Genomic DNA, 24,163 nt, shown 5'->3' on the forward strand with positions numbered 1-24,163 from the left:
TCTATTTAGTGTAAAAAGTACACGATGGATAATGTAGATTTTACACTAAATACGCCTTATTTGGTTGTTAAACAAATAAATGTATTGTTATAAAAGTATAAAATGTTATTTTTTTTTATAACTTCGGACTTAATAAAATTAACAAGAAATGAGTTTAAAAGGCTACAAAGGCGTAATTTACGGAGATGCCGTTCAAGAATTGTTTGAGCAGGCTAAAAAACATCAGTTTGCATTACCAGCAGTAAACGTAACCGGTACAAATACGGTTAATGCGGTATTGGAAACTGCTAAGGCAGTAAATTCGCCTGTTATGATTCAATTATCTAATGGTGGTGCCCAGTTTTATGCGGGTAAAACTTTAGATAACGAGAAATTGCAAGCATGTATTTTAGGTGCTGTATCGGCAGCTAAACATGTACATTTATTGGCAGAGCATTATGGTGTTGCCGTGGTTTTACATACAGACCACGCCGCTAAAAAATTATTGCCTTGGATTGATGGCCTTTTAGACCATGGAGAAAAATTCTTCGCTGAAACCGGAAAACCTTTGTTTTCATCGCACATGTTGGATTTATCGGAAGAACCGATTGAAGAAAACATGGAAATTTCTGCTAAATATTTAGCTCGTATGGCTAAAATGAATATGACTATCGAAATCGAACTTGGTGTGACAGGTGGTGAGGAAGATGGCGTAGACAACAGCGATGTAGATAGCTCGAAATTATATACTCAACCAAGTGAGGTTGCTTATGCTTACGAAGAATTAAGTAAAGTTTCTCCTCGTTTCACAGTTGCAGCTGCTTTCGGCAATGTTCACGGCGTGTATAAGCCAGGTAACGTTAAGTTGCAACCGGTAATTTTGAAAAATTCTCAAGATTTCGTTAAAGAGAAATTTGGATTAACTGCAGAGAAACCAATTAATTTTGTTTTCCATGGTGGTTCAGGTTCATCTCAGGAAGAAATTAGAGAAGCAATTTCTTATGGAGCAATTAAAATGAATATCGATACTGATATGCAATGGGCATTTTGGGAAGGTATTTTAGAATATTATAAAAAGAACGAAGCTTATCTTCAAGGTCAAATTGGTAACCCTGATGGTGATGATAAACCAAACAAAAAATATTATGATCCTCGCGTTTGGTTACGTAAAGGTGAAGAAACTTTTGTTAAGCGTTTAACTAGTGCTTTCGAAGATTTAAACTGTATCAATGCTAACGATAAGTTGTAATAATTTTTGATTTTTAAAATGAATTAATTATTAAGTCATTCAAAAATCATTCATCTAATAATTTTATAAAAGCGCCATAGGTTGTAAAACTTATGGCGCTTTTGTTTGTTTTATGCTATATTTAAGCAAACAAATTGTGATGACAAAATCTAAATCTGATACCAAAAAAAATAATTTTTTTGAAAAGTTTGCCAATGCTGCAACCAAGTTTACTGGAAGTTCTGTTGCTTTTATTTCTGCGACTGCCATAGTACTAATTTGGGCTGTAACTGGTCCGCTATTTAATTACTCTGAAACTTGGCAATTGGTAATCAATACAGGGACAACAATTATTACTTTTTTAATGGTTTTCTTAATTCAGAAAGCACAGAATAAAGATGGTAAAGCCATTCAGTTAAAGCTGAATGAACTTATAGCGGCTCAACAGGGCGCAAGCAATAGAATGGTTGATATTGAAGATTTAAGCGAAAAAGAGTTAGATCAGTTACATAAATTTTATGTTACAATTGCTACACTTGCCAAAAAAGAGGCCGATATTCATTGCTCTCATTCCATTGATGTTGCAAAGGAACTAAATGAAATGAAATTGAAAACGAATAAACATTTTAAACACCATAAATAATGAGTCTGCTAGTCCAAAAAGTTAACCACCCCGAAGATTTAGATAAAGTATTTGCGATCCGTAAAATTGTATTTGTAGAGGAGCAGAATTGTCCCCCGGAGTTAGAATGGGAGCATGAAGATGAATCAATACATTTTCTTGCAACCAACAATGGCCAGCCTTGCGGTGCTTGTAGATGGCGTAAAACGGATAATGGTTATAAACTAGAACGTTTTGCTGTACTTAAAGAATTTAGAGGTCAAGGTGTTGGCCGTGCTTTAATTGCAGAGGCCTTGTCTGATTTGCCAGAAGATGCACATTATATTTATTTGAATTCTCAGTTAGATGCCATGAGCTTGTATGCTAAGTTTGGTTTTGTTGCCGAAGGAGATCAGTTTGAAGAAGCTGGAATTCAGCATTTTAAGATGGTTAAGAGTGTTTAAACAAAGTTGTCGTCATTGCGAGGCAAGCGTTTGTTATTAAAAGGATTCATTCAAAATTAATTCCCACTCATCGTTGTAGGATTGCTTCGTGCCTCGCAATGACGACCGTTGCAAAATACTATTAGGTCGAATAAGCAATTTCAAGATATATAAAAGTTTAAAAAGACACAAGATGGAAAGAGGTGGTTGCGTTTACATCATGACAAACTCCTTTAACACTATTTTTTATACTGGAGTAACTTCCGAGTTAGAAAGTAGAATTTGGCAACATAAAAATAACGAATATCCAAAGAGTTTTACTTCAAAATACAAGTGCTTTAAGCTGGTGTATTTTATGTTTTTTCCAACAATTGAAGATGCTATAGCTGAAGAAAAAAGAATAAAGGGCGGAAATCGTCAGCAAAAAATTGATTTAATTATCAGGTTAAATCCGAGTTGGAAGGATTTATATGATGAATTGAATTAGGCTCACGTCATTGCGAGGTACGAAGCAATCTTAATGCGTTCGCTTGTAAAAAGAGTTCCAGTGAAATTAATTCCCACCCAAAGTAGTAGGAATGCTTCGTGCCTCGCAATGACGATTCTCGTTAATAAAGTAAAAAAATCTTATCCAAATATCTTCCCTGATAAAGCTATCGCCTCATTCCACTTCTCCATATTAATCTCTAAATTTTCTCCCCTGCTATTCAAATAAGCAATTACATCTTCAGTTGCAATATTTCCTGTTAAATCATCAGCAGCCATTGGGCAACCACCAAAACCTTTTAAAGCAGAATCTATTCGCTTAACACCAGAGTTGTAGGCTGCCTCAATTTTTTCAAAGCGTTCATGAGGAGCAGAGTGTAAATGAACACCAATTTCAGTATCCTTAAATCTATCGATCAAATTTGGCAGAATATTTTCTATCTTTTCCGGAGTAGAAACACCAACGGTATCCGCTAAAGAAAGAATTTCTACACCTTTGCCTACTAAAGCATCGGCCCATTTTTCTACAATTTCATAATTCCATTCATCACCATAATGATTTCCGAAACCCATTGATAGGTAAATAACTGCTTTTTTATTGTTTTTATCGCAAAGAGATAGCATTTCTTCTACTGTATTTAGAGATTCTGATATGCTAGAATTTGTATTACGTTGCTGAAAAGTTTCCGAGATTGAAAACGGAAAACCGAGGTAGTGTATCTGTTTATGTTTTACAGCATCTTCTACACCTCGTAAATTAGCTACAATAGCTAAAAGCTTTGTTGATGTACCGCTCAAATCAAGATTATCTAAAACCTCTGCTGTATCTGCCATTTGCGGAATAGCTTTAGGCGAAACAAAACTGCCGAAATCAAGCGTATCAAATCCAACTTGCAGTAATAAATTTAGGTATTCCGATTTAAGCTCAGTTGAAATAAAATCATGTAATCCCTGCATCGCATCACGTGGACACTCTACTAATTTGAATTCTTTTTGACTCATTTTTCCTTTGATTTACAGGCAAGTTGGACAAAGTTTTTCACAAAGAAGAAAATAAAACCTAAGAAAACAATTGTCAAGATCTAGAGTTGCCTTAATAACTAATAACTAATAACTAATAACTAATAACTAATAACTAATAACCAATAACCAATGACCAATGAACCTAATGAACTTCTTTAACTGCAGTCACCTCTTCTCGGTAATCTATGCTTCTGTCTTTTGCAAAAGTTCTGATAATTAATCTTGTACCACGATCATAACTAAAGTAGCTCCAAAGCCAATTTATGAAAACAATAATTTTGTTCCTAAAGCCAACTAAAGTCATTAAATGCACAAACATCCAAGTAAACCAGGCAAATACGCCTTGAAAGCGAATTTTACCGATATCTACAACTGCCTTGTTTCTTCCCACTGTCGCCATAGAACCTTTATCGAAATATTTAAATTTTTCTAAGGGTTTGTTCTCAACAATATTGATTAAATTTTTAGCCAATTGATGACCTTGCTGAATTGCTGCTGGCGCAACACCTGGATGGCCGTTTGGTGTCTCTTCGGTAATAATGGCAGAAACATCTCCAATAGCATAAACGTTAGGATAACCAACTACTAAGTTCTGAGTATCGGTTTTTAATCTTCCACCACGAACTATTTCAGCTTTATCTAAGCCTGCCAATACTTCTCCCTTTACGCCTGCGCTCCAAATCACGGTAGCGCTTAATATCGAAGGTTTATCTTGAAGCGTAAGGGTATGGCCATCATAACCCAAAACTCGTGTTTCATTCATAACCTGAACACCCATTTCAGTTAAGAAATCTTTAGATTTTTGCTGTGCTTGAGGAGACATTACGCCGAGAAGTTCGGGTGAGTTTTCGACTAAATATATATTAACCTTGCTCAAATCCATCTCTGGATAATCATTTGGAATAACATGTTTTTTAAGCTCTGCAATTGCACCAGAGGTTTCTACACCGGTTGGTCCTCCACCTACAACTACAAAGTTTAGTAGAGCACTTTTTTTATCCGCATCAGTTTCGATTAATGATTTTTCAAAATTTTGCAGAATTAAGCTTCTTAAGTCTAATGCCTCAGGAATAGATTTCATTGGCATTGAATTGGCTTCAATTTCTTTATTGCCAAAAAAATTACTGGTAGAGCCTGTTGCAATAACTAAATAGTCATAATTAATTTTGCCAATATCTGTAAGCAAACAATTTTCGGCAGCATTAACTTCAGTCACTTTTGTAACTCTAAAAATTAAATTTTTCTGCCCCTTAAAAATCTTCCGTAAAGGGAAAGCAATGGAATCTGCCTCTAAACCCCCTGTAGCTACCTGATAAAGTAAAGGCTGAAAAGTATGATAGTTATGCTTATCTAACATAACCACTTGAAAGGGTTTGTTTTTTAATCTCTTAGCTAATTCTATCCCACCAAATCCACCGCCAACTATTACTACTCTTGGGTATTCGCTTTTCGGAAGTTGTAAATCCATTTTCTATTGGTTTATCTGTTGCTAATGTAACAAAAAGATAGCCAAAAGGTTTAAGAATCGAGGTTTTGTCAGTCTTCAAATCGAATAATACTTAAGATATAACGGTGATGTGACGGAAAGGGTTTTTGATAGTTTTAAAGGAGAAACTTTGTTAAATAAACCTGATGGGAGCGAGCATGAAAGCCTCACCCTATGAATGGTTATGCTTTGGCAATGGCATCTCAATCCCTCTCCGGGAGAGAGGGAAACAAAGAAATGTGGTTTGAACCCTTGGGTTGAAAGTACAGTCTGCCGAAACCCTCTCTTCTGGAGAGGGCTGCTTCAATACTCGCCTTACTTCTGCCTCTCAAAGGGTGAGGCCTCTTCACTTTTGGAAAGGGTTATCACAAAATCCACCCTACTGCTTTCTTTCAAAGGGTGAGGTAAAAAAAAACGCCCTCCCAATTTATTGGGAAGGCGTTCAAAATATTTTCAAGATTTTGAAATCTTATTTTTTCTCTGCAGAACTACCTAAATCGATTACGATAGGAGTAGAGATACATAATGATGAGTACGTACCAATGATACGACCGATTAACAGTGCGAAGATAAATCCGCGGATGCTATCGCCACCGAAAATAAAGATTACCAATAACACGAAGAATACAGTTAATGAAGTCAAAATGGTACGACTTAATGTACTGTTCAAAGCGAAGTTGATTAAGTTGTTACGCTCTTCGCCATGTAAATCTTCTTTGCCAGATTCTTTTAGTTTCTCACGGATACGGTCAAACACAACCACTGTTTCTGTCATGGTGTAACCCATAACGGTTAAGATAGCTGCGATAAAATCTTGACCAATTTCTAGTGAGAATGGCATAATACCATCTAAAATAGTGTAGAAAGAAAGTACCATTAAAACATCATGGAATAATGCGATAACCGCACCTAAACCATATTGCCATTTTTTGAATCGTACTACGATATAGATAAACATGAATAAACATGAGATCAATACTGCGTAGAAAGCACCATTTACAATATCGCTAGCGATAATTGGCGTAACTTTTTGCGAGCTTACAACCTCATATTTAGAACCGGCCAAACCTTTGTTCAATGCATCTTCAACAACTTTGTCCGTTTTAATATCTTGATCTTCGATATGGAAAGTAGTTGTAATTTTTACTTGGCTATCTTCTCCAGCAGTTTTAACCTCTGGTGTTTCGTTACCGAATACAGGGTTTAATTTTGCTTTTAAATCTTCTGTGTTAACAGCTTTATCGAAATGAACCAAATAAGTTCTACCACCTTTAAAATCTACACCTAAGTTTAAACCGCCATTTTTGAAATACATACCGATACCAGCAATAATAATTATGGTAGAGATGATGTAGTATATTTTACGACGGCCTACAAAGTTGAATGATAAGTTTTTGAAAGCATTACGTGTAAAGTTATTATCGAAACTGATATCTACTTTTCTACTTAATAATGATTCAAAAACAACTCTCGAAATTGCTACAGCAGCAAATAATGAAGAAAGAATACCGATACATAAAGTGGTTGCAAAACCTTGAACTGGACCGCTACCGAAAACGTAAAGGATTGCACCTAATATAAATAAGGTAACGTTTGAGTCAATGATTGATGGCATTGCATGTTTAAAACCTTCTTTAATTGCAGTTGCCGTATTCTTGCCATGCGCAAGTTCTTCACGTACACGCTCAAAAATTAGGATGTTCGCATCTACCGATAAACCGATGGTTAATACGATACCAGCGATACCAGGCAATGTTAAAACTGCACCTAATGATACCAAAATACCAATGATGAAGAATAAGTTGATTAACAACGCAAAGTTAGCAACCCAACCTGCACGGTGATAATACAATGCCATGAAGATTAAGATTACGATAAACGCAATTACGAACGAAATTAAACCATCGTGGATCGCTTGAGCACCTAAAGTTGGACCAACTACATAGCTACCAGCAATACGAGCAGGAGCAGGTAATTTACCAGCTTTTAAAATGTTTGATAAATCTTTTGTATCTGCTTGGGTAAAGTTACCAGTGATTGATGAAACACCTCCAGCAATTTCATTCTGAACCGTAGGCGCAGAATAAACCATGTTATCCAATACAATTGCAATAGATTTTTTATTGTTTGCATCAGCAGCAGCTTCCGCAGTAATTTTTTTCCATTTCGCAGCACCTTCACTGGTCATGTACATGGTTACTTCTGGTTTGCCTTTTTGGTCAAAGTCTGCACGAGAATCACTAATTGCTTCACCACCTAAATCTGGTTTGCCATCAGCACTAACAACCTTAATTGCATATAGTTCGAAAACTTTAGAACCTTCTCTTGGCTTAACGCTCCACATAAACTTCATTGTAGAAGGAATTGCAGCAACAACTTCTGGAAGTTTTAAGTAAGCATTAACTTTAGCCGTATCTTTTTGCAACGACATACCAACAACCGCACCTGGCATAAGTTGTTGTTGTCCGTTTTCGCCTTGATAAATTGGTAAGTTTAAAACTGCGTATAGTGGGTTAGATTTTGCCAACTCAGCTCTTACAGCAGTAGAATCTTTTTTACCTAAGCCAGCAAGTTTGCCACCTTTATCTGTACTATCTTTAGCCGAAGCTTTTTCTAAACCAGCTAATTTACCGCCTTCAGCAGTTTTCGCTGTTGTATCTGTTTTAGCAGGAATTGCAACTTTTAAAGTTGCCGCTAAGGTTTTGTTTATATTTTCTAGTAAAGGCGCAACCTCTTGTACTTGGTAAACTTGCCAAAATTGTAATTCGGCAGAACCTTGTAAAAGTTTAGCAATACGATCTTTATCCTGCACACCTGGCATTTCGATTAAGATACGATTACTGCCTTCTTGTTTTTGCATGTTCGGACTCACAACTCCGAAACCATCAATACGAGAACGCAAAACGGTAAACGAACGGTCGATAGCACTTGTTGCTTCTTTCTCTAAGAAAGATTCTACATCGCTATTGCTTGCGCTTGCTTTTAACTGAGAAGCATTGTCTTGGTTAGAAAAGTAATCTGCAAGTTTTACACCTGGGCTTAATTTTTCAAATTCATCAACAAATATTTTGATGTAATCTTTACCACCAGCGTTTAGTTGGATCTGAGCATTTTGAATTGCTTTGTTAAAGTTAGCATCAGTAGGGTTGCCCGCTAAAGATTTAACCAATTCAGCTAACGATATCTCCATCGTTACGTTCATTCCGCCTTTTAAGTCTAAGCCTAAATTAATCTCTTTCGCTTTAACCTCTCCGTAAGTAAATCCAACAACTGGATAAACTTTCTCAGTACTCATCGAATCTAAGTAAGCCTTCTCTTTGGCTAAATCACCTTTCGCATAGTTTTTTGCGTCTTTTTCTACGCTGGATGCTACCAGAGTAAAAGAAAGTGCATACGCACAAACGATAGCTAATACTATCGCTATAAACTTAATAAAACCTTTTCCTTGCATTGTTTGTTTAAAATAATTTGTCTTTCGCTGTTTTTTAACAAGTCGGCAAATCTAATTAAATTTTTAAATTATAGAACCCCTTAATTGATAATTTATTAACATTAATTTTTATAGGGTAATAAAGCTGCTTTTGTTACGCAGAACTTGCTTGAGCTTTTTATTTTAAACGTTAAAATTATTTGGAAAGCAATTACGGTAGCTTTTGGCTTTGGTTCGGTCCCGCTAACCGCTGTAGCTCCGATGAATCCCGATAACTATCGGGACGGAGGCTGTCGCTAATATCGGGTTTAGGTAGCAACTTTAGGCTATAGTCCATTGCGAGGCACGAAGCAATCTTAATGCGTTTGCTAAAAACCCGTTGAAGTAAGATTGCTTCGTGCCTCGCAATGACGACTTTTCAATTTACTTCCTCTTTAAAACCTCGAAAGTATAATCATATTTATTCTTTTCATCTGCTTTATGAGCGTCAGAACTAATCAATTCCCACTCATTCCTATCAATCGCAGGGAAGAAAGTATCTGCATCGAAAGTATGGTGTATCGTAGTTAGATAAAGTGTACCCGTTTTTGGTAAAGCCTGACGGTAAATTTCGGCACCACCAACAATGAATACCGGTTTTTCTTCGTTTTGAGTAATTTCCAAGGCCTCATCCAAACTATTCACAACCTCAACGCCATCAATTTTTAACGCGGAATCTCTTGTAATCACAATATTTCTGCGATTTGGTAATGGTCTGCCAACAGAATCAAAAGTCTTACGCCCCATAACAACCGTATGACTGGAAGTGGTTTGCTTAAAGAATTTTAAATCGGCAGGCATATGCCATAAAAGCTGATTGTTTTTTCCTATTGCAAAATTTTCGCCTACGGCAACGGCTATGCAAAGCGAAGGGCTTTTTGGTTCATTGGTCATTAGTAAAATAAGTTGTTGATTTTTAAAATAAATCGGAGTGAGTTCCTAATCTATCTAGGTAGATTTCTTTTTTTATATCGTTTTGAAGCCAAGTCATTAACCAATCTCCTTTTATATGGCACTCCCAAAAACCATCATAATTTCCGCTCAAAATATGAGGTTTATATTTTGGTGGTAGTGCACCATTTTCTCTTAGGATTTCAAGAACGACCTCCAAAAGAGTAATATCATAATTTCGTTTTACGGAGCGTTTATAATCTTTCTTAAATTGATTTGAAAAAGATATATCGTACATATTAAGAATTCAACTTTTGCATTAAATCAGCATGACTAGAAGATTTGGTCAAATCTTTGCCTTTACTGGTTTTATCCATTGATGATAGAGTCGTTTTATTAGGACTTTTTTCCAGTTCGGCATTAATTACAACACCCAACTCTTTTAAAAGTTGCTTAACTAAACTAGTTTTTTTCTCGGGTACACTAATTAAAAAAGTTTCCATACACAAATATACTAATTACTCGGTTACACTGCCACTATTCCTTTAATATGTGGATGCGCCTCATAATTCTCCAAAGTGAAATCTTCAAATTTAAAATCGAAGATGCTTTTCACATCAGGATTAATTTTCATTGTTGGCAAAGATTTTGTTTCTCTACTTAATTGTAAATGTGCTTGTTCGATGTGATTGTTATACAAATGCGCATCGCCTAAAGTATGTACGAAGTCGCCAGCCTCCAGACCGCAAACCTGAGCAACCATCATGGTTAACAATGCATAGGATGCGATATTGAAAGGAACACCCAAGAAAATATCGGCACTGCGCTGGTATAGTTGCAAACTAAGCGTACCTTTTGTTTCCCCCTTCAGGGGGTTAGGGGGTGCTACATAAAACTGAAAAAAAGCATGACAAGGAGGCAATGCCATATTCTCTATTTCTGCAACGTTCCAAGCCGAAACAATGATTCTCCGCGAATCAGGATTGTTTTTTATGGTGTTGATTATATTGGTAATCTGGTCGATGGACTGTCCATCAGGTGTTGGCCAACTTCTCCACTGCGAACCATAAACCGGACCTAAGTTCCCATCTTCGTCAGCCCATTCATCCCAAATGCGAACGCCATTATCTTTTAGGTATTTAATGTTGGTATCGCCAGTTAAAAACCATATTAGTTCATGAACTATAGATTTTAAATGCAGTTTCTTCGTCGTAACCATCGGGAAACCTTCCTGCAAATTAAATCGCATTTGATAACCAAAAACGCTGATGGTTCCTGTTCCTGTACGGTCGTGTTTTTGTGCTCCGTTATCCAGCACATGCTGCATTAAATCTAAATATTGTTTCATATATGCTAAACCCTTAAAAGGGCTTTTAAATTGTGGATAAATTATTAGTTACAAATATCTAAAATTACTGAAATCCTAAGGTGCCTTTTTATCCACACTAACCATTTTCTAACTTTGTTCTGATTGTTGTATGTTTGCATCAGCAATGTATTTGGCTTTGAGGGGAAAAATCTCAAATCTCAAATCTCAAATCTCAAATCTGCATGTTATCCTTTCCAAACGCAAAAATAAATCTGGGTTTAAACATTACTGAAAAACGAGCAGATGGTTACCATAACCTCGAAACTGTTTTTTATCCAATTGATATTAAGGATTCAGTTGAAATTACCGATGCTGAATTTACTTCCTGTAAAATTCATGGCATTGATATTCCTGGTAATGCTAATGATAATTTATGTGTAAAGGCTTACAATCTCGTTAAACGAGATTTTGACATTCCTGCACAACAAATTAATTTATTGAAAAATATCCCAGTTGGAGCAGGCTTAGGAGGAGGTTCGGCAGATTGTGCTTTTCTAATCAAATTATTGAACGATAAATTTAGTTTAGGTTTATCTATAATTCAAATGGAAGACTATGCCCGTCAGCTTGGTGCAGATTGTGCTTTCTTTATCGAGAATAAACCAGTTTATGCATATAATAAAGGCGATGAATTTGAGAAATGCGAAGTAGATTTGTCAGCTTGGTTTAAAGTTTTGATAAAACCGCCTGTACACGTAAGTACGGCTGATGCTTATGCACTTGTAAAACCTCAAAAGCCTTTGCAATCCTTAAAAGAAATCATACATTTGTCGCCAACAACATGGAAAAATAAGGTTATCAACGATTTCGAAATCTCGGTTTTCGCAAAGTATCCCCAAATTCATCAAATAAAAACCAGTTTATACGATGCAGGCGCAACATTCGCTTTAATGAGTGGTAGCGGTTCGTCGGTTTTTGCAATTTTTAACGAACCCGTTAAACTGCCTGAACTGGAAAAAAACAACTTAGTATTCTACAACATTTAGGTTGCTTAGCGCATGGCGCTTGGAGCATAGATGTGGAGAATTTAATTTATATGGTTAGTTAATGGCCTTGATGCTCGATACTAACTGCTTAATACTAATAATAATTTAAACGACTTGTACTCCCTCCTCTCTGGGGAGGGTTGGGGAGGGGCTAAAATGAACATAAATCTGATCCGCAAAAGCGGAAAATTTAATTTTGAAGCAGAAAATGAGAGCGGTTTTACTGTCGAATTAGATGCGAAAGAAGCCATTGGTGGCGAGGGCAAAGGCTTTAGGCCAATGGAAATGCTTTTAATTGGCCTCGGTGGTTGTAGCGGAATTGATATGGTTAATGTACTCACTAAACAGAAAGAGCCACTAAATGATATTAAGATCGCGATTAATGCAACACGTAAAGATGAAGAGATGCCTCCAATTTTTGATGTGATTAATATTCATTTCGATTTATTCGGCGATTTAAGCACAGCAAAAGTAGAGCGAGCCTTATTCATGACTTTCGATAAATATTGCTCCGTATCGAATATTTTAGGTCGGTCTGCAAAAATTAATTTTACTTACAAAATAAATAAGGTTTAGGGTAAAAGGCTTATGGCTTAAGGTCTGGAATCTCCTATCACAAATCTCAATACTCATATCACAAACAAAATGAAATCCGAAAATTTTGAAACCATAGCAATCCGCACTCAAGTAGAACGTAGTTTACATAAAGAGCATTCTTCTCCAATTTATTTAACATCAAGCTACAAATTTGATGATGCTGAAGAAATGCGTGCCTTATTTGCAAATGAGAAAGAAGGAAATGTATATAGTCGTTATGCAAATCCCAATACATCAGAATTTATAGAAAAAATGTGCTTATTAGAAGGTGCAGAAGATGGTTTCGCTACAGCAACAGGAATGGCGGCCATTTTTACAACTTTTGGTGCTTTCCTAAAAAATGGCGATCATATCGTTTCTAGTCGCTCGGTTTTTGGTTCTACACACCAATTGCTTACCAATGTTTTTTCTAAATGGGGCGTAACTTTTGATTATGCAGATTTGGATAAACCAGAAGATTGGGAAGGATTAATCAAACCAAATACTAAAATGATTTTTGTTGAAACACCATCAAACCCTGGTATCGACATTATCGATTTAGAATTTTTGGGAAATCTTGCAAAGAAACACAATCAGCTTTTGGTGGTTGATAATTGTTTTGCAACGCCATATTTGCAGCAGCCAATTGCTTTGGGCGCTCATATTTCAATTCACTCGGCTACAAAATACATCGACGGACAAGGGCGTGTATTGGGTGGGGTGATTTTAGGAAGAAAGGATTTAATTACAGAAGTAATGAACTTTGCCCGCCATAGCGGTCCTTCTTTATCTCCTTTTAACGCATGGATTTTATCAAAGAGTTTAGAAACATTGGCTGTTCGTATGGATCGCCATTGCGAGAACGCTTTAAAAGTTGCAGAATATTTAGAAAGCCACCCAAAAATTAAATTGGTTAAATATCCGTTTTTGCCATCGCACCCTCAGTATGAAATTGCCAAAAAGCAAATGAAACAAGGTGGAGGAATCGTGACCATTGTTGTTGAGGGTGGAGTGGAGGGCGCCAGCAAGTTTATGGATGGACTAAAAATGTTCTCTATCTCGGCAAACTTAGCCGATACACGTTCAATCGCAACGCATCCGGCAACGAGTACGCACAGTAAACTAACTGAAGAAGAACGCAATATTGTTGGTATTGAACAAGGTTCTATTCGTTTATCAATAGGATTGGAGCATATAAATGATATTCTTGCTGATATTGAGCAAGCGCTAAAAACCCCCTAGCCCCCTAAAGGGGAATTACAGGCGAGGTGGAAAAGCAAGTTTGTTTTTCCACCTCGCTTTTTTTTTGCCCTATAATCTTGAAAATCCTTTAATCCATAAATCCTGGTATTACTTACCCTACATCAATGCACAGGTTCTCCAGCTGCAGTAAATTTGTATCATAAACAAGAAAGGAAATTTATGTCACAGTTTATTTTGCACAAAGAAAACACCAGAGGCCATGCAAATCATGGTTGGTTAAACGCTCACCACTCATTCAGCTTTGCTAACTATTACAATCCTGAAAGAATGCACTTTGGAGTTTTAAGGGTTTTAAATGATGACTTGATTGATGGTGGAATGGGTTTTGGAACTCACCCACACGATAATATGGAAATCATTACGATTCCATTAGCTGGAGCCATTGCTCACAAAGATAGCATGGGCAATTCAGCAGTAATTAAAAGCGGAGAAATCCAGGTTATGAGTGCCGGTACAGGTGTTAGCCATAGCGAATATAACGCATTGGCGGATGAGCAATTGAATTTATTACAGATTTGGTTATTCCCTAACAAGAAAAACGTTACACCACGTTATGATCAACAAACTTTAGACGTTGAGGCTATGCACAACAACTTTCAGCAAATTTTATCGCCAAGTGCAGATGATGCAGGCGTTTGGATTCAGCAAGATGCATGGTTTTCATTGGGTAAGTTTGATGAAGGTTTTGAAACTGAATACAAAATCAAAAAAGCTGGGAACGGTGTTTATGCTTTCGTAATTAGTGGTGAAGTTACCATTGATGGACAAACATTAAGCAAAAGAGATGGTTTAGGTATTTGGGATACTGATAGCATCAGCTTTAAAGCAAATACTGCAGATGCGCAAGTGTTGTTAATGGATCTTCCAATGGAATTGAATTAATAATTAATTTTTTTACCAAACCTCGTAGGTTTTTAAAACCTACGAGGTTTATTTATTTTAAAAATATGCAAACCACCATACTTTATATCGGCAGAGATACAGAAATTACCATTGTGATGAATCGCTTGCTCAATGCCCGACCAGAATGGAAGGGTATTTGTGTTTGTACAGATGAAGAGGGGATTTCGATTTGCAAGGAGCAAGAAATTGATTTAATATTACTTGGTAACGGAATAAATCAAGAAGAAGAAACTCAATTAAGAAACAAGCTACTTGCTTTAAGGCCCAAAGTGAAAATCATTCAGCATTACGGTGGTGGAAGTGGTTTGCTTTATGGGGAAATTATGACTGCTTTAGGTTAAGTATATAAGCTTTGACAACTTTAATAGCACAAGAGAAAGAAAGTTGTCAAAACTAAAATCCTGTAGGTTTTTAGGTATCTCGCCAAGGAAACTCAAATAGTAGCAGTTTTCTTGTTTTCTAGACGGGATTGCAGCGATATCCTTTTAAAATTAGCAGCAACTTTGTTCACGCTGTCATTCTGAGGCACGAAGAATCCTCCTCCGATGAAACAGATACTTTATGCATTTGCATAACGGAAGTTTTTAAAAGATTTAGCGTAAAGCCAGACTAACCATTAATTAAAGTCTAGGCTTTGCTTTCCAAAAAAAACATTCAGAAAATCCGACAACACTAGGAGATGTAATCCCTATCCTTATCACTCAATTCCTTTTTATTAGAAACTGGTTGATTTTTTTCAATCTCATCATCATAACTGCTCACGGTTTTTCTTGGTCGGCCAACTGTAAAACCGATAATAAAACCAATGATGATGCAAATTCCAATAACTAAAAGTTTAGAAACGGCAACGGTTGTAACTAAGAAATCGAAATCGACTGGCTCAGTATTCACCATTAAAAATATAGTTAATAAGGCTGTTAGGATGATGATGAAGATGGTTTTTCCGCTCATAGTTGTTTAATTGAGTATTTTTGTGTTAAAAGCTATAGTTAAATGAAAACTCTAATATCGGGTTTTGATTGTAAATTTGGTTAACAAAAACAAGTCTCGCCCCAACATCAACAACAGGTTGATACCTCAAAATGTTTAAACTACTGTTCAATTCTACGCCGTAAGTTTTAGGTTGACCGATGTTTGTATCTACCCCAATGTTTTCATAATGGCAAAATAAACCCGCTCTAAAATTGCGGACGTACGCCAAAGAACCGAGTTCCCAATCTGGAAAAGCAAATGGAAAACGGTAATTAAAAAGTAAGCTATTCTCTAATTTACTCTTTGCTAAAATGTTATTGTAGCCATAAACGGTGGCAATTTCGGTTGCATACTGATTTACGCCATTTGCCTTTTGATAATTAAAACTGGCCAAAAAAGAATGGTTTTTTGCAAATCCTGGGAAATAAAGAAAACTTTCTAAGGCAAGAATTTCACCTTTTAAATTTTTATCGAAAGGCTGGTTATCATAAGTTACTCTAAAAACCTGTGCCCATTTCGGCGCAATATCTCTTTCTGTTGTACGAACACTGTGATTAAAAGTGAAATTATACTCCATAGGGAATTTGAGCGTGGTAATGAAGTTGCTCGGCATATTCTCCGCCATATATCGTTGCGTAAAACTTGTGGCAACATTAAGCGCAAAAGAGTAGTTATGGTTCATGGCGTTAAATGAAACTGGAACGGAAGCATTTAGCTTGGTATAGTTCTCTCTCCAGTCCCCTTGTTTTACGCCAGTTTTAGTATTGTAGAACGTTCGTTTCGGCCTGTTCCTATATGCAACGCTTAATACAGGGTAAAGTGCCTTATAACTCACGTCTGCCGTGTATTCGAATCTAGCCAAATCTCGATGGTATTTAGCGCCTGCATAAAAATCCATGGTGTTGAGCAAATTGTTAGATTGAAGCTCAAGACCAAAGCTGTACTCATCATCAATTACTGGGATAATGCTGTGTAAACTAAAAAGATTTAATCCTTGATGATAGCGTTTCGATTCAAACTTATTTTCTGGAACCTTTTCAAAAACATTACCCACATTTTCTTGCTTCTCGGCTGTGGATGCGAAATCTATAAACTCATTTTTTCCTACGCTTTTTTCAATGAGGGCTTTCTCGGCTATCTCATAGCCATCAATTTTATAATTGTTAAAAGTGATTTTGCCATCGGCAGTTTCCGTTGGATTAAATGCGCCGTATTTTGAATCGCTTAGAGCACTTATTTTCTTCGAGGCGATGTCAACGTCGTAAATATTATCAATCCCGTTATAGTGCGCATTAAAAGCGATTTTAGAGCCAATAAAAATTGGGCGACTTAATTGCTGTCTCGTATCTGGAATTAGCTGTGTTTTTTTTGTGCCCTCAATTAGCCACAAACTTTTTCCTTTTTCGCTAAGGCTGATGTAAGCAATTTTATTCCCCCAGCTGTCGAAGGTTGGTGTTTGAAGAATTTGATTTTCTAAGTTAGGGTAAGTTTTCAAAATCTCGCCAGTTGATGTTTCAATTTCGACCAAGTTAAACTGGTTACTCAAATCGACTTTTACGGCCACCAATTTTTTTCCATCGCCAGAAAGGCTGGGAGAGAAGAGGCGACTTTTACTGCTTAGTTTTTTAAACTTTTTTGTTTTGAAATTGTAAGAACAAATTACGCTATAACTTTGCTGTTTGTATCTAGGGTCGTACCGGATTTCATCCCAAACCAACACGTCGTTTTTTAAGCTAAACCAAGGCTGTTCCTGATAACCAATTCCGAATAATTTTTGCTCTGTTTTATCAGCGTTTATGATGACAAAATATCGTGCATCCTGCTTGCTTTCTTTGAGCGCTAAAATCTGATTTTTGTTCAACCTAGCCGGAAGGAAATAGTTAGTTGCAAGCGCTGGTTTAGCATTCAAACTTTCATAGTTTTCTGATGGTGACTTCTGATCTTGAAGTTTCCATTTTTCTTCGAGTTTGGTTTGAGTGGCAAGAAAATATTCTTTCGTGTTTTTGTCTGTAAATTTTTTCAAGCTTTGCGAAAATGGATAAAGTCTAAACGGGCGTTTTCTGATGTCTCCAAGCAAACTATCTGAAATGAATTTTCCATACTTTTCCTTCATGTCTGCAACCATCAAATAGCCCGTTTGGTAATAACCTGGAGTTACATTTTTATTCGATCCAAAATAAGCTTTGCTGTAGGAGAATTTTTTGCCTTCTAAAATTGAAGCTCGAATAGGCATGATCCAATTGGGCTGTCTGCCTCGTCCTGAATAAGTCAAAGCAGTTTCGTTAACAACGGCATCACCTTCAAAAAACCAAGTTGGAATGCCAGCTCCGAAATAAGCAAAGTAAACCAGCTCGGGGAAAGGGTGCGCTTGGTTTCCTGTCAATTTGTCAAATTGGGCAACATGCCTTAGCTCGTGTACAGCTAGGTTGTTTAACCAATCTTGACTATCAAAATACTGTGGAGGTGTAGCATAGAATTCAGACTTCTTTGGTGCAAGCTGAACGAAGCCATTTGCTAAGGTTCCACGGTTCTGAAGCACTAGCGGAATCGAAGTTTTTTGTTGCCTTAAACCTAAGCCAACCTTTGGGTATATGTAGGGTAGGGTATTGGCCATTCTTTGTGCTTCTTTTTCAAGCTCCTCTGGATAAATGATTTTAAACCCGCCAGAGTTTATATAGTTCCATTTTACACTAAGTGGGTTCTGTTCAGTGCTGAATATTTGCCCAAAAACGGTTAGTGAAATAAAACTTAAAGTAATCGTGCTTAAGTATCTGATAAATTGATGTTTGTTGTGTTTATGTGTATGCATCTAAATGGTTTGCTAAAATATTTAGTTTTATTGTTTTTGAGTGTATCAATAATTATTGATTATTAATTTAAGTAAGATATTATAAGTAATTGATTTTTAAATTAATATGATATTTATATAAATCAGTTAAAAGTTGATTTTTAAGAGTTTAAAACTAGTTATTAGGATAAAAATATATGGTTTTTGCCCTTTTCAGATCCTTGTATTATTACGGCATTAATGTACACTAATTAATTGATTTTCTTGAAAAATTTTCACTCCATTTTTGAGTGTTGTATAGGTTTTCTAAGGGATTTTAATTGAAAATTTCATCTAATTATCTTCAATATTTCGTTGAATTACTCAAGATTCTTAGTGGTAAATTCGTAGAAAAAATCAAAATTGAGCGGCTTTATTTGTCGTTTTTGGAGATTAATTTTTGCTATTTATCTAAGGTTTTATGCTCTGATTTTGCTAAAATTTTTGTTGAAAATTATTAAGGTTTTTGATGATTTTATTGTTCATTTGGTTTTTGGATTGACTAAAGATATTCCAGTAAAACTGTGATGTGTGACAGGATGTCGCTTTTTATGGCCGTTCATATTGGTGTTATTTTTTATGAATAACTGTAATGTTTTCTCAAAACCCAAACTCCAAATAATAAAATCTTGACCTTTTATAAGATTTAAACAGAGGGCATTTTTGTGAAAAACACTGATGTTTTTCTTGAGTTTTTAACATCAATCTCTCTTTTCTTGTATAGGGTTTTAAGATTTTTTGGCCTATTACGCCTATGAAATTGCGATGATAATGCAGAATATAGCGTTTATTTAGTGTTGGGAAGCCTTAAATTTACTTTTATGGGATTTTTTTTAAATGGTGGTAATATCTATGTTCAAGCATGCTTAAAGGCAGTTTTTTAAGTTTTATCGAGTTTTGTTTTACGAAATGCATTTTACAGGATCAGCAATAACATATTGCCTATTTACAGTTGTTTTTCCGCTTTACAGGCTTCTTCACCTTATGGAATATCTTAGAATCTGCCCGTATTTTTATACCATTTTCTTATTCTAAATTATATGATTTAAGAACTAAAATAGATGTTGTTTAGTCTCATTTTATCCTTAAAGATGAGCCCTAACTAGATGTTATAACCCTCTTCAGTAGGCACTAAGCAATGATGATTTACGGCTAGATTGGATAGCGTTTAAGCCCAAATATTAAACAAATTTCGGGATTAAAATGAATCTTTATTTAGGAGATTTTCGGTAGAATGTTGTAGGCTTAAATATCAAAATTACAGCTGATTTTTTCTCTTTTTATAGATGGGGTAAAGAAAAATTGTGGTTAAAATAATCACCGCTCCAATGTAAAATCCGCCCGTCATTTGCTCTTTGTTTTTGAAGAAAATGAAGGCTAAAATGATTCCGTAAACAGGTTCGAGATTGGTTACCAAAGCCACACGAAAAGCAGATAAAGTTCGCATTACAGATACACCAGCAACGTAGGCAACAGAGGTGCAAAATGTTCCTAAAACTACAAGGAAAATCCAATCTTTTGTGCTTAAATTAAAGTGCATATTAAGTAGGGATCCATCGTATAAGCGGTATAAGGTAATCCAAAATAAGCCGCCAACAAGCTCATAGAAACCGATAATAGAAGCTTCACTTTTATGAATAAATGTAGAGTTGATGGTCGAAAATAGGCTAGCTGCAAAGGCTGCTAAAAGGCCAAATATGATACCCAAAGTGTATTGCCCTTCGAACTTAAAAATCATATAAATGCCAAAGATGATGATCAAGCCAACCAAAATATCACCTAAATGAAGGGGTTGTTTTTTAATTAAAGGTTCTAATATTGCAGTAAATAAAGTGAAGGACGAGAGGCATACCAAGGTTACTGAAACCGTGGAAACTTTAATAGCATGAAAGAAAAAGATCCAGTGAATGGCTACAATTCCGCCTGTTAAAAAGAACTGCATAAACTGTTTTTTACTAACTTTTATGTTGGTTTTTGTAATCAGAAAATAGGCGAAAAGTGTCGATGTAGCAATTAAAACTCGGTACCAAACCATCGGGACTGCATCTATAGAAATCACTTTTCCAAGCACTCCAGTAAAGCCCCAAATTAATACAGTAAGGTGAAGAATCAGGAGGTTCTTTTTATTTGCTTCCATTATTTTGGTGCTCTTTTAAGTAGGTACAAACCTAAAAGACCGAAGAAAATAGTTGGCGCCAATACCGCAATAAATGGCGGTAATCCGCCCTTGGTAGAAAACATTTGCGTAAATTGATTAAATACGATGTATGCAAAGCTTAAGAAGATTCCTATCCCCAATGATACACCAACGCCACCGCGAACCTTTCTTGATGATAACGCTACGCCGATTAAAGTGAGTACAAAGGCAGATAATGGATGTAGATAACGTTTATACTGCTCAAACATTAAATCGTTCATAATTCCTGTTCCACGGGTTCGTTCCTTCCTAATTTTCTCTGCCAGCTCTTTGGTTGTCAGGTTCTGAACAACATTATCATAAGCCGAAAAATCATCCGGACGCATATCTAGAATGGTATCTTTAAGTTTACCGTTTCCATAAATCATAGACTCTTTCAGTCCGTCAATTTTGCGGATAGAATAATTAGATAATTGCCATTTACGTTTTAATGAATCCCATTTAATGTTATCTGCAACAATCTTTTTGGTTAAAACATCACCATTAAAATTATCCAATGAAAACCTGTATCCAGAATTGGTTTTATTGTCAAAACTTTCTATGTAAATGTAAGTTTTGTCATCCAATTTCATATGGATATTCTGTTTTGTAGAAGGATCGTTTCGCTTTACGTAAGTATTTTCGAAGTTGTTTTTAAGCGTATTTGTGTAAGGGAGAATGTAAAGGTTGGATACTAAATTGGCTGAAAATATAATGGTTGCAGAAACCAGATACGGGAATAAAAAGCGATTAAAACTAACGCCTCCGCTTAGTATAGGCACAATTTCAGTTTGATCAGCCATTTTTGCAGTAAAGAAAATTACGGCAATAAAGTTGATTAACGGAGAAAGCATATTAACATAGAATGGGATTGACCCTGCATAATATTTTGTTAAAATGCCCCAAAAGCTTAATCCACTGCTTAAAAAATCATCTAGTTTTTCTGATAAATCGAAAACAACAATAATAATTACAAAAATTGCCAGAGTATAAATAAATGTACCCAAGTATTTTCCGATAATATATCGGTCGATAATTTTAATGTTCCCTTTGATTATGCTCATTTTATAGCTTGTTCCCTAGTATTTTAACCATTTTGTTTTTCCATTCATAAAACTCTCCGGTTAATATTTTCTCTCTGGCCTGTTTAACCAACCAAAGGTAGAAATGTAAATTATGGAGTGTTGCAATTTGTGCGCCAAGCATTTCCTTACTGTGCACTAAATGCCTTAAATATGCTTTACTGGTTACTAAATCTGCATGTAAATCGCTTTCGGCATCTAAAGGAGAAAAATCATCTGCCCATTTTTTGTTTCTAATGTTAATAATGCCATTTCTAGTAAATAACATTCCGTTTCGGGCATTTCTAGTTGGCATTACGCAATCAAACATATCAACTCCGAGTGCTATATTTTCCAAAATATTTATTGGTGTACCTACACCCATTAAATAACGTGGTTTTTCGTATGGTAATATATCACATACAACTTCTGTCATTGCATACATTTCTTCGGCAGGTTCGCCAACTGATAATCCACCAATGGCATTTCCTTCACGATTCATGCTGGCAATAAACTCTGCTGATTTTATTCTAAGATCTTTATATACAGAGCCTTGAACGATTGGAAAAAGAGTTTGATCGAAACCGTATTTGGGTTCAGTGGTATCAAACCGCGTACAGCACCGTTTTAACCATCGATGCGTCATCTTGATAGACTGAGCTGCATAGTTATAATCGCAAGGATAAGGGGTGCATTCATCAAATGCCATAATAATATCGGCACCGATTGTGCGCTGAATATCCATTGCATATTCTGGCGTAAATAGATGTTTAGATCCATCAATGTGCGAGTGAAAAGTAACGCCCTCTTCTTTAATTTTACGAACTTTACTTAAAGAGTACACTTGGTAGCCACCACTATCTGTTAAAATTGGCCTATCCCAACCAATAAATTTATGTAAGCCACCAGCGCTTTCTAAAATATCAAGTCCTGGTCTTAAATATAAATGGTAAGTATTGCCAAGAATAATTTTGGCGTCAATATCGTCTTTAAGTTCTCGTTGGTGTACAGCTTTTACGGTTCCGGCAGTTCCTACGGGCATAAAAATAGGTGTCTGTATTTCGCCGTGCGCAGTTGTAATGGTTCCTGCTCTGGCTTTTGAAAGCGGATCGTTAGCTTGTAAACTAAATTTCATATGGTATTTTTTCTCGTCAAAAATCTGCCAAAAATAGCAAAAATTGAGGGCATATTTTTGTTTAATTTTTTATCAACATAAAAGGGGATTACAGATTAAAAATGAGAAATTTGCGCCTATTTATTTTATCATCGTGATCTTAACTCTACCCGAAATTTGTTTGTTCGCTGCCTTTGCTTTTTGCTTAGTGGTGCAACTATATTATGTTTTATTTGTTCACCTAAAATTAGCACGCACTAAGGTTGAGGATATTCCCAAAACTGTAGGTAAGCCAATGAGTGTTATTATCTGCGCCAGAAACGAAATTGCTAATCTTAAACAATATTTGCCAACTGTTTTAAATCAGAATTACCCTGATTTTGAAGTAGTTGTAGTTAATGATAGATCATGGGATGGAACGGAAGAATTTTTAGAAGACCTTGAGAAACATCATCAAAATTTAAAAGTTGTTAAGGTTTTAGATAATGATAAATTTATCGCTGGGAAAAAATTTGCCGTAACAATGGGTATTAAGGCGGCTAAATACGATTGGTTGGTTTTTACTGATGCAGATTGTACGCCAGCTACAGAAAACTGGTTAATGGACATGCAGCAGCCTGAAGATGAAAATATTGAGATCCTTTTAGCGTACTCTCCATACCTTAAAAAGAGAGGTTTATTAAATGCACTTATCCGTTTCGAAACTTTTTTTACTGCTGTTAATTATTTGTCTTTTGCCTTGAAAGGTATGCCTTACATGGGCGTGGGACGGAATATGGCTTATAAGAAAACATTGTTTTTTAAAAACAAGGGTTTTGCAGCGCATATGCATATTCCATCTGGTGATGATGATTTATTTGTTAATGCACATGCAAATCGTAATAATGTAATTGTAAAACTGAATAAAGAAAGCCATGTGTGGAGCGAACCAAATAAAACATGGGGTGGCTACCTCAGACAGAAAAAGCGTCATTTTGGGGCTGGGAAGATGTATAAGTCGAAGCATAAATTCATTTTAAGCGTTCAAATTATTTTTCAGTTTTTGTTTTATGCTTTCTTCGTCGCTTGTATGTTTTTTAGTAGAGAGGCGCAGTATTTAGCCTTAGGCGTGTTGGGTTTAAGCATAACGATAAGATGTTTCGTTTATCCTAAATTATTGAAACGTTTAAACTATAGCGATTTACGTTGGTGGTTCCCAATATTAGATATACTTTTGTTCTTCTTTTTAACCTTAAATGGATTTTTAGCCATGTTTGGAAAGAAAAAAGTAAATTGGAAGTAATTCGTAATTCTTAAAGAAATAATAAAGT

22 protein-coding genes are annotated in these 24,163 nt (G+C 35.8%); 10 read left to right on the forward strand and 12 right to left on the reverse strand.

Translation table 11 applies throughout. The features are described from left to right. Positions 1-148 precede the first annotated feature (148 nt). From fbaA to H7U22_RS13730, 4 genes are all read left to right on the forward strand, one after another. A complete protein-coding gene (gene fbaA / locus H7U22_RS13715; RefSeq protein ID WP_187071923.1) occupies positions 149-1,228 on the forward strand; it encodes a class II fructose-bisphosphate aldolase in 1,080 nt (359 codons plus the stop codon). 139 nt (positions 1,229-1,367) lie between these two features. Then, positions 1,368-1,850 carry a low affinity iron permease family protein gene (locus tag H7U22_RS13720; protein ID WP_187071924.1) on the forward strand — a complete coding sequence of 161 codons (483 nt, stop codon included), beginning with the start codon at positions 1,368-1,370 and terminating at the stop codon, positions 1,848-1,850. Beyond that, positions 1,850-2,272, forward strand: coding sequence for a GNAT family N-acetyltransferase (locus tag H7U22_RS13725; protein ID WP_187071925.1), 423 nt, complete (start codon positions 1,850-1,852; stop codon positions 2,270-2,272). Before H7U22_RS13720 ends, H7U22_RS13725 begins: the two co-directional genes overlap by 1 nt. A 172-nt stretch (positions 2,273-2,444) precedes the next feature. Continuing rightward, on the forward strand, positions 2,445-2,738 hold the full coding sequence (locus H7U22_RS13730) for a GIY-YIG nuclease family protein (protein ID WP_187071926.1): 294 nt from the start codon (positions 2,445-2,447) through the stop codon (positions 2,736-2,738). Positions 2,739-2,878: 140 nt separating this feature from the next. Here H7U22_RS13730 and H7U22_RS13735 read toward each other — a convergent pair whose 3' ends face one another. The 7 genes from H7U22_RS13735 to H7U22_RS13765 all read right to left on the reverse strand — a co-directional run bounded on the left by H7U22_RS13735 (position 2,879) and on the right by H7U22_RS13765 (position 10,954). After that, positions 2,879-3,739 carry a hydroxymethylglutaryl-CoA lyase gene (locus tag H7U22_RS13735; RefSeq protein WP_187071927.1) on the reverse strand — a complete coding sequence of 287 codons (861 nt, stop codon included), beginning with the start codon at positions 3,737-3,739 and terminating at the stop codon, positions 2,879-2,881. 163 nt (positions 3,740-3,902) lie between these two features. Next, positions 3,903-5,228, reverse strand: coding sequence for an NAD(P)/FAD-dependent oxidoreductase (locus H7U22_RS13740; protein ID WP_187071928.1), 1,326 nt, complete (start codon positions 5,226-5,228; stop codon positions 3,903-3,905). Positions 5,229-5,715: 487 nt separating this feature from the next. After that, on the reverse strand, positions 5,716-8,697 hold the full coding sequence (gene secDF, locus H7U22_RS13745) for a protein translocase subunit SecDF (RefSeq protein WP_187071929.1): 2,982 nt from the start codon (positions 8,695-8,697) through the stop codon (positions 5,716-5,718). Between the two features lie 402 nt (positions 8,698-9,099). After that, positions 9,100-9,609 (reverse strand): dihydrofolate reductase, encoded by a 510-nt coding sequence (locus H7U22_RS13750; protein WP_187071930.1) that lies wholly within the window; start codon positions 9,607-9,609, stop codon positions 9,100-9,102. 22 nt (positions 9,610-9,631) lie between these two features. Then, positions 9,632-9,904, reverse strand: coding sequence for a type II toxin-antitoxin system YafQ family toxin (locus tag H7U22_RS13755; protein ID WP_187071931.1), 273 nt, complete (start codon positions 9,902-9,904; stop codon positions 9,632-9,634). 1 nt (position 9,905) lies between these two features. Then, positions 9,906-10,109, reverse strand: a complete 204-nt coding sequence (locus H7U22_RS13760; protein ID WP_187071932.1) for a hypothetical protein — start codon at positions 10,107-10,109, stop codon at positions 9,906-9,908. A gap of 23 nt (positions 10,110-10,132) precedes the next feature. Next, complete coding sequence (locus tag H7U22_RS13765; protein ID WP_187071933.1) at positions 10,133-10,954, reverse strand: thymidylate synthase; 822 nt, start codon at positions 10,952-10,954, stop codon at positions 10,133-10,135. 203 nt (positions 10,955-11,157) lie between these two features. On the opposite strand from H7U22_RS13765, the gene ispE reads away from it, so the two are divergent. The 5 genes from ispE (at position 11,158) to H7U22_RS13790 (ending at position 15,044) form a co-directional block, all read left to right on the forward strand. Then, positions 11,158-11,961 (forward strand): 4-(cytidine 5'-diphospho)-2-C-methyl-D-erythritol kinase, encoded by an 804-nt coding sequence (ispE, locus tag H7U22_RS13770; RefSeq protein WP_187071934.1) that lies wholly within the window; start codon positions 11,158-11,160, stop codon positions 11,959-11,961. Positions 11,962-12,117: 156 nt separating this feature from the next. After that, positions 12,118-12,537 carry an OsmC family protein gene (locus tag H7U22_RS13775; protein ID WP_187071935.1) on the forward strand — a complete coding sequence of 140 codons (420 nt, stop codon included), beginning with the start codon at positions 12,118-12,120 and terminating at the stop codon, positions 12,535-12,537. 69 nt (positions 12,538-12,606) lie between these two features. Then, a complete protein-coding gene (locus H7U22_RS13780; protein WP_187071936.1) occupies positions 12,607-13,779 on the forward strand; it encodes a trans-sulfuration enzyme family protein in 1,173 nt (390 codons plus the stop codon). 180 nt (positions 13,780-13,959) lie between these two features. Continuing rightward, positions 13,960-14,682 (forward strand): pirin family protein, encoded by a 723-nt coding sequence (locus H7U22_RS13785; protein ID WP_187071937.1) that lies wholly within the window; start codon positions 13,960-13,962, stop codon positions 14,680-14,682. A gap of 65 nt (positions 14,683-14,747) precedes the next feature. Then, a complete protein-coding gene (locus H7U22_RS13790; RefSeq protein ID WP_187071938.1) occupies positions 14,748-15,044 on the forward strand; it encodes a hypothetical protein in 297 nt (98 codons plus the stop codon). 331 nt (positions 15,045-15,375) lie between these two features. On the opposite strand, the gene H7U22_RS13795 is transcribed toward H7U22_RS13790, so the two are convergent. The 5 genes from H7U22_RS13795 to tgt form a co-directional block, all read right to left on the reverse strand. Next, positions 15,376-15,654 (reverse strand): LapA family protein, encoded by a 279-nt coding sequence (locus H7U22_RS13795; RefSeq protein WP_187071939.1) that lies wholly within the window; start codon positions 15,652-15,654, stop codon positions 15,376-15,378. Between the two features lie 25 nt (positions 15,655-15,679). Then, on the reverse strand, positions 15,680-18,484 hold the full coding sequence (locus tag H7U22_RS13800) for a hypothetical protein (protein WP_187071940.1): 2,805 nt from the start codon (positions 18,482-18,484) through the stop codon (positions 15,680-15,682). A gap of 1,276 nt (positions 18,485-19,760) precedes the next feature. Further along, positions 19,761-20,639, reverse strand: a complete 879-nt coding sequence (locus H7U22_RS13805) for a DMT family transporter (RefSeq protein ID WP_187071941.1) — start codon at positions 20,637-20,639, stop codon at positions 19,761-19,763. Continuing rightward, positions 20,639-21,742: an LptF/LptG family permease gene (locus H7U22_RS13810; protein ID WP_187071942.1), complete on the reverse strand. Its 1,104-nt coding sequence runs from the start codon at positions 21,740-21,742 to the stop codon at positions 20,639-20,641. Before H7U22_RS13810 ends, H7U22_RS13805 begins: the two co-directional genes overlap by 1 nt. Position 21,743: 1 nt before the next feature. Then, the gene (gene tgt, locus H7U22_RS13815) at positions 21,744-22,874 is read right to left on the reverse strand and encodes a tRNA guanosine(34) transglycosylase Tgt (protein WP_187071943.1); all 1,131 of its coding nucleotides are present in this window, start codon (positions 22,872-22,874) and stop codon (positions 21,744-21,746) included. 274 nt (positions 22,875-23,148) lie between these two features. On the opposite strand from tgt, the gene H7U22_RS13820 reads away from it, so the two are divergent. Beyond that, positions 23,149-24,135: a glycosyltransferase gene (locus H7U22_RS13820; RefSeq protein ID WP_248284753.1), complete on the forward strand. Its 987-nt coding sequence runs from the start codon at positions 23,149-23,151 to the stop codon at positions 24,133-24,135. The last annotated feature ends 28 nt before the right edge of the window (positions 24,136-24,163 follow it).

Source organism: Pedobacter fastidiosus, assembly GCF_014306625.1.
Lineage (GTDB): Bacteria > Bacteroidota > Bacteroidia > Sphingobacteriales > Sphingobacteriaceae > Pedobacter > Pedobacter fastidiosus.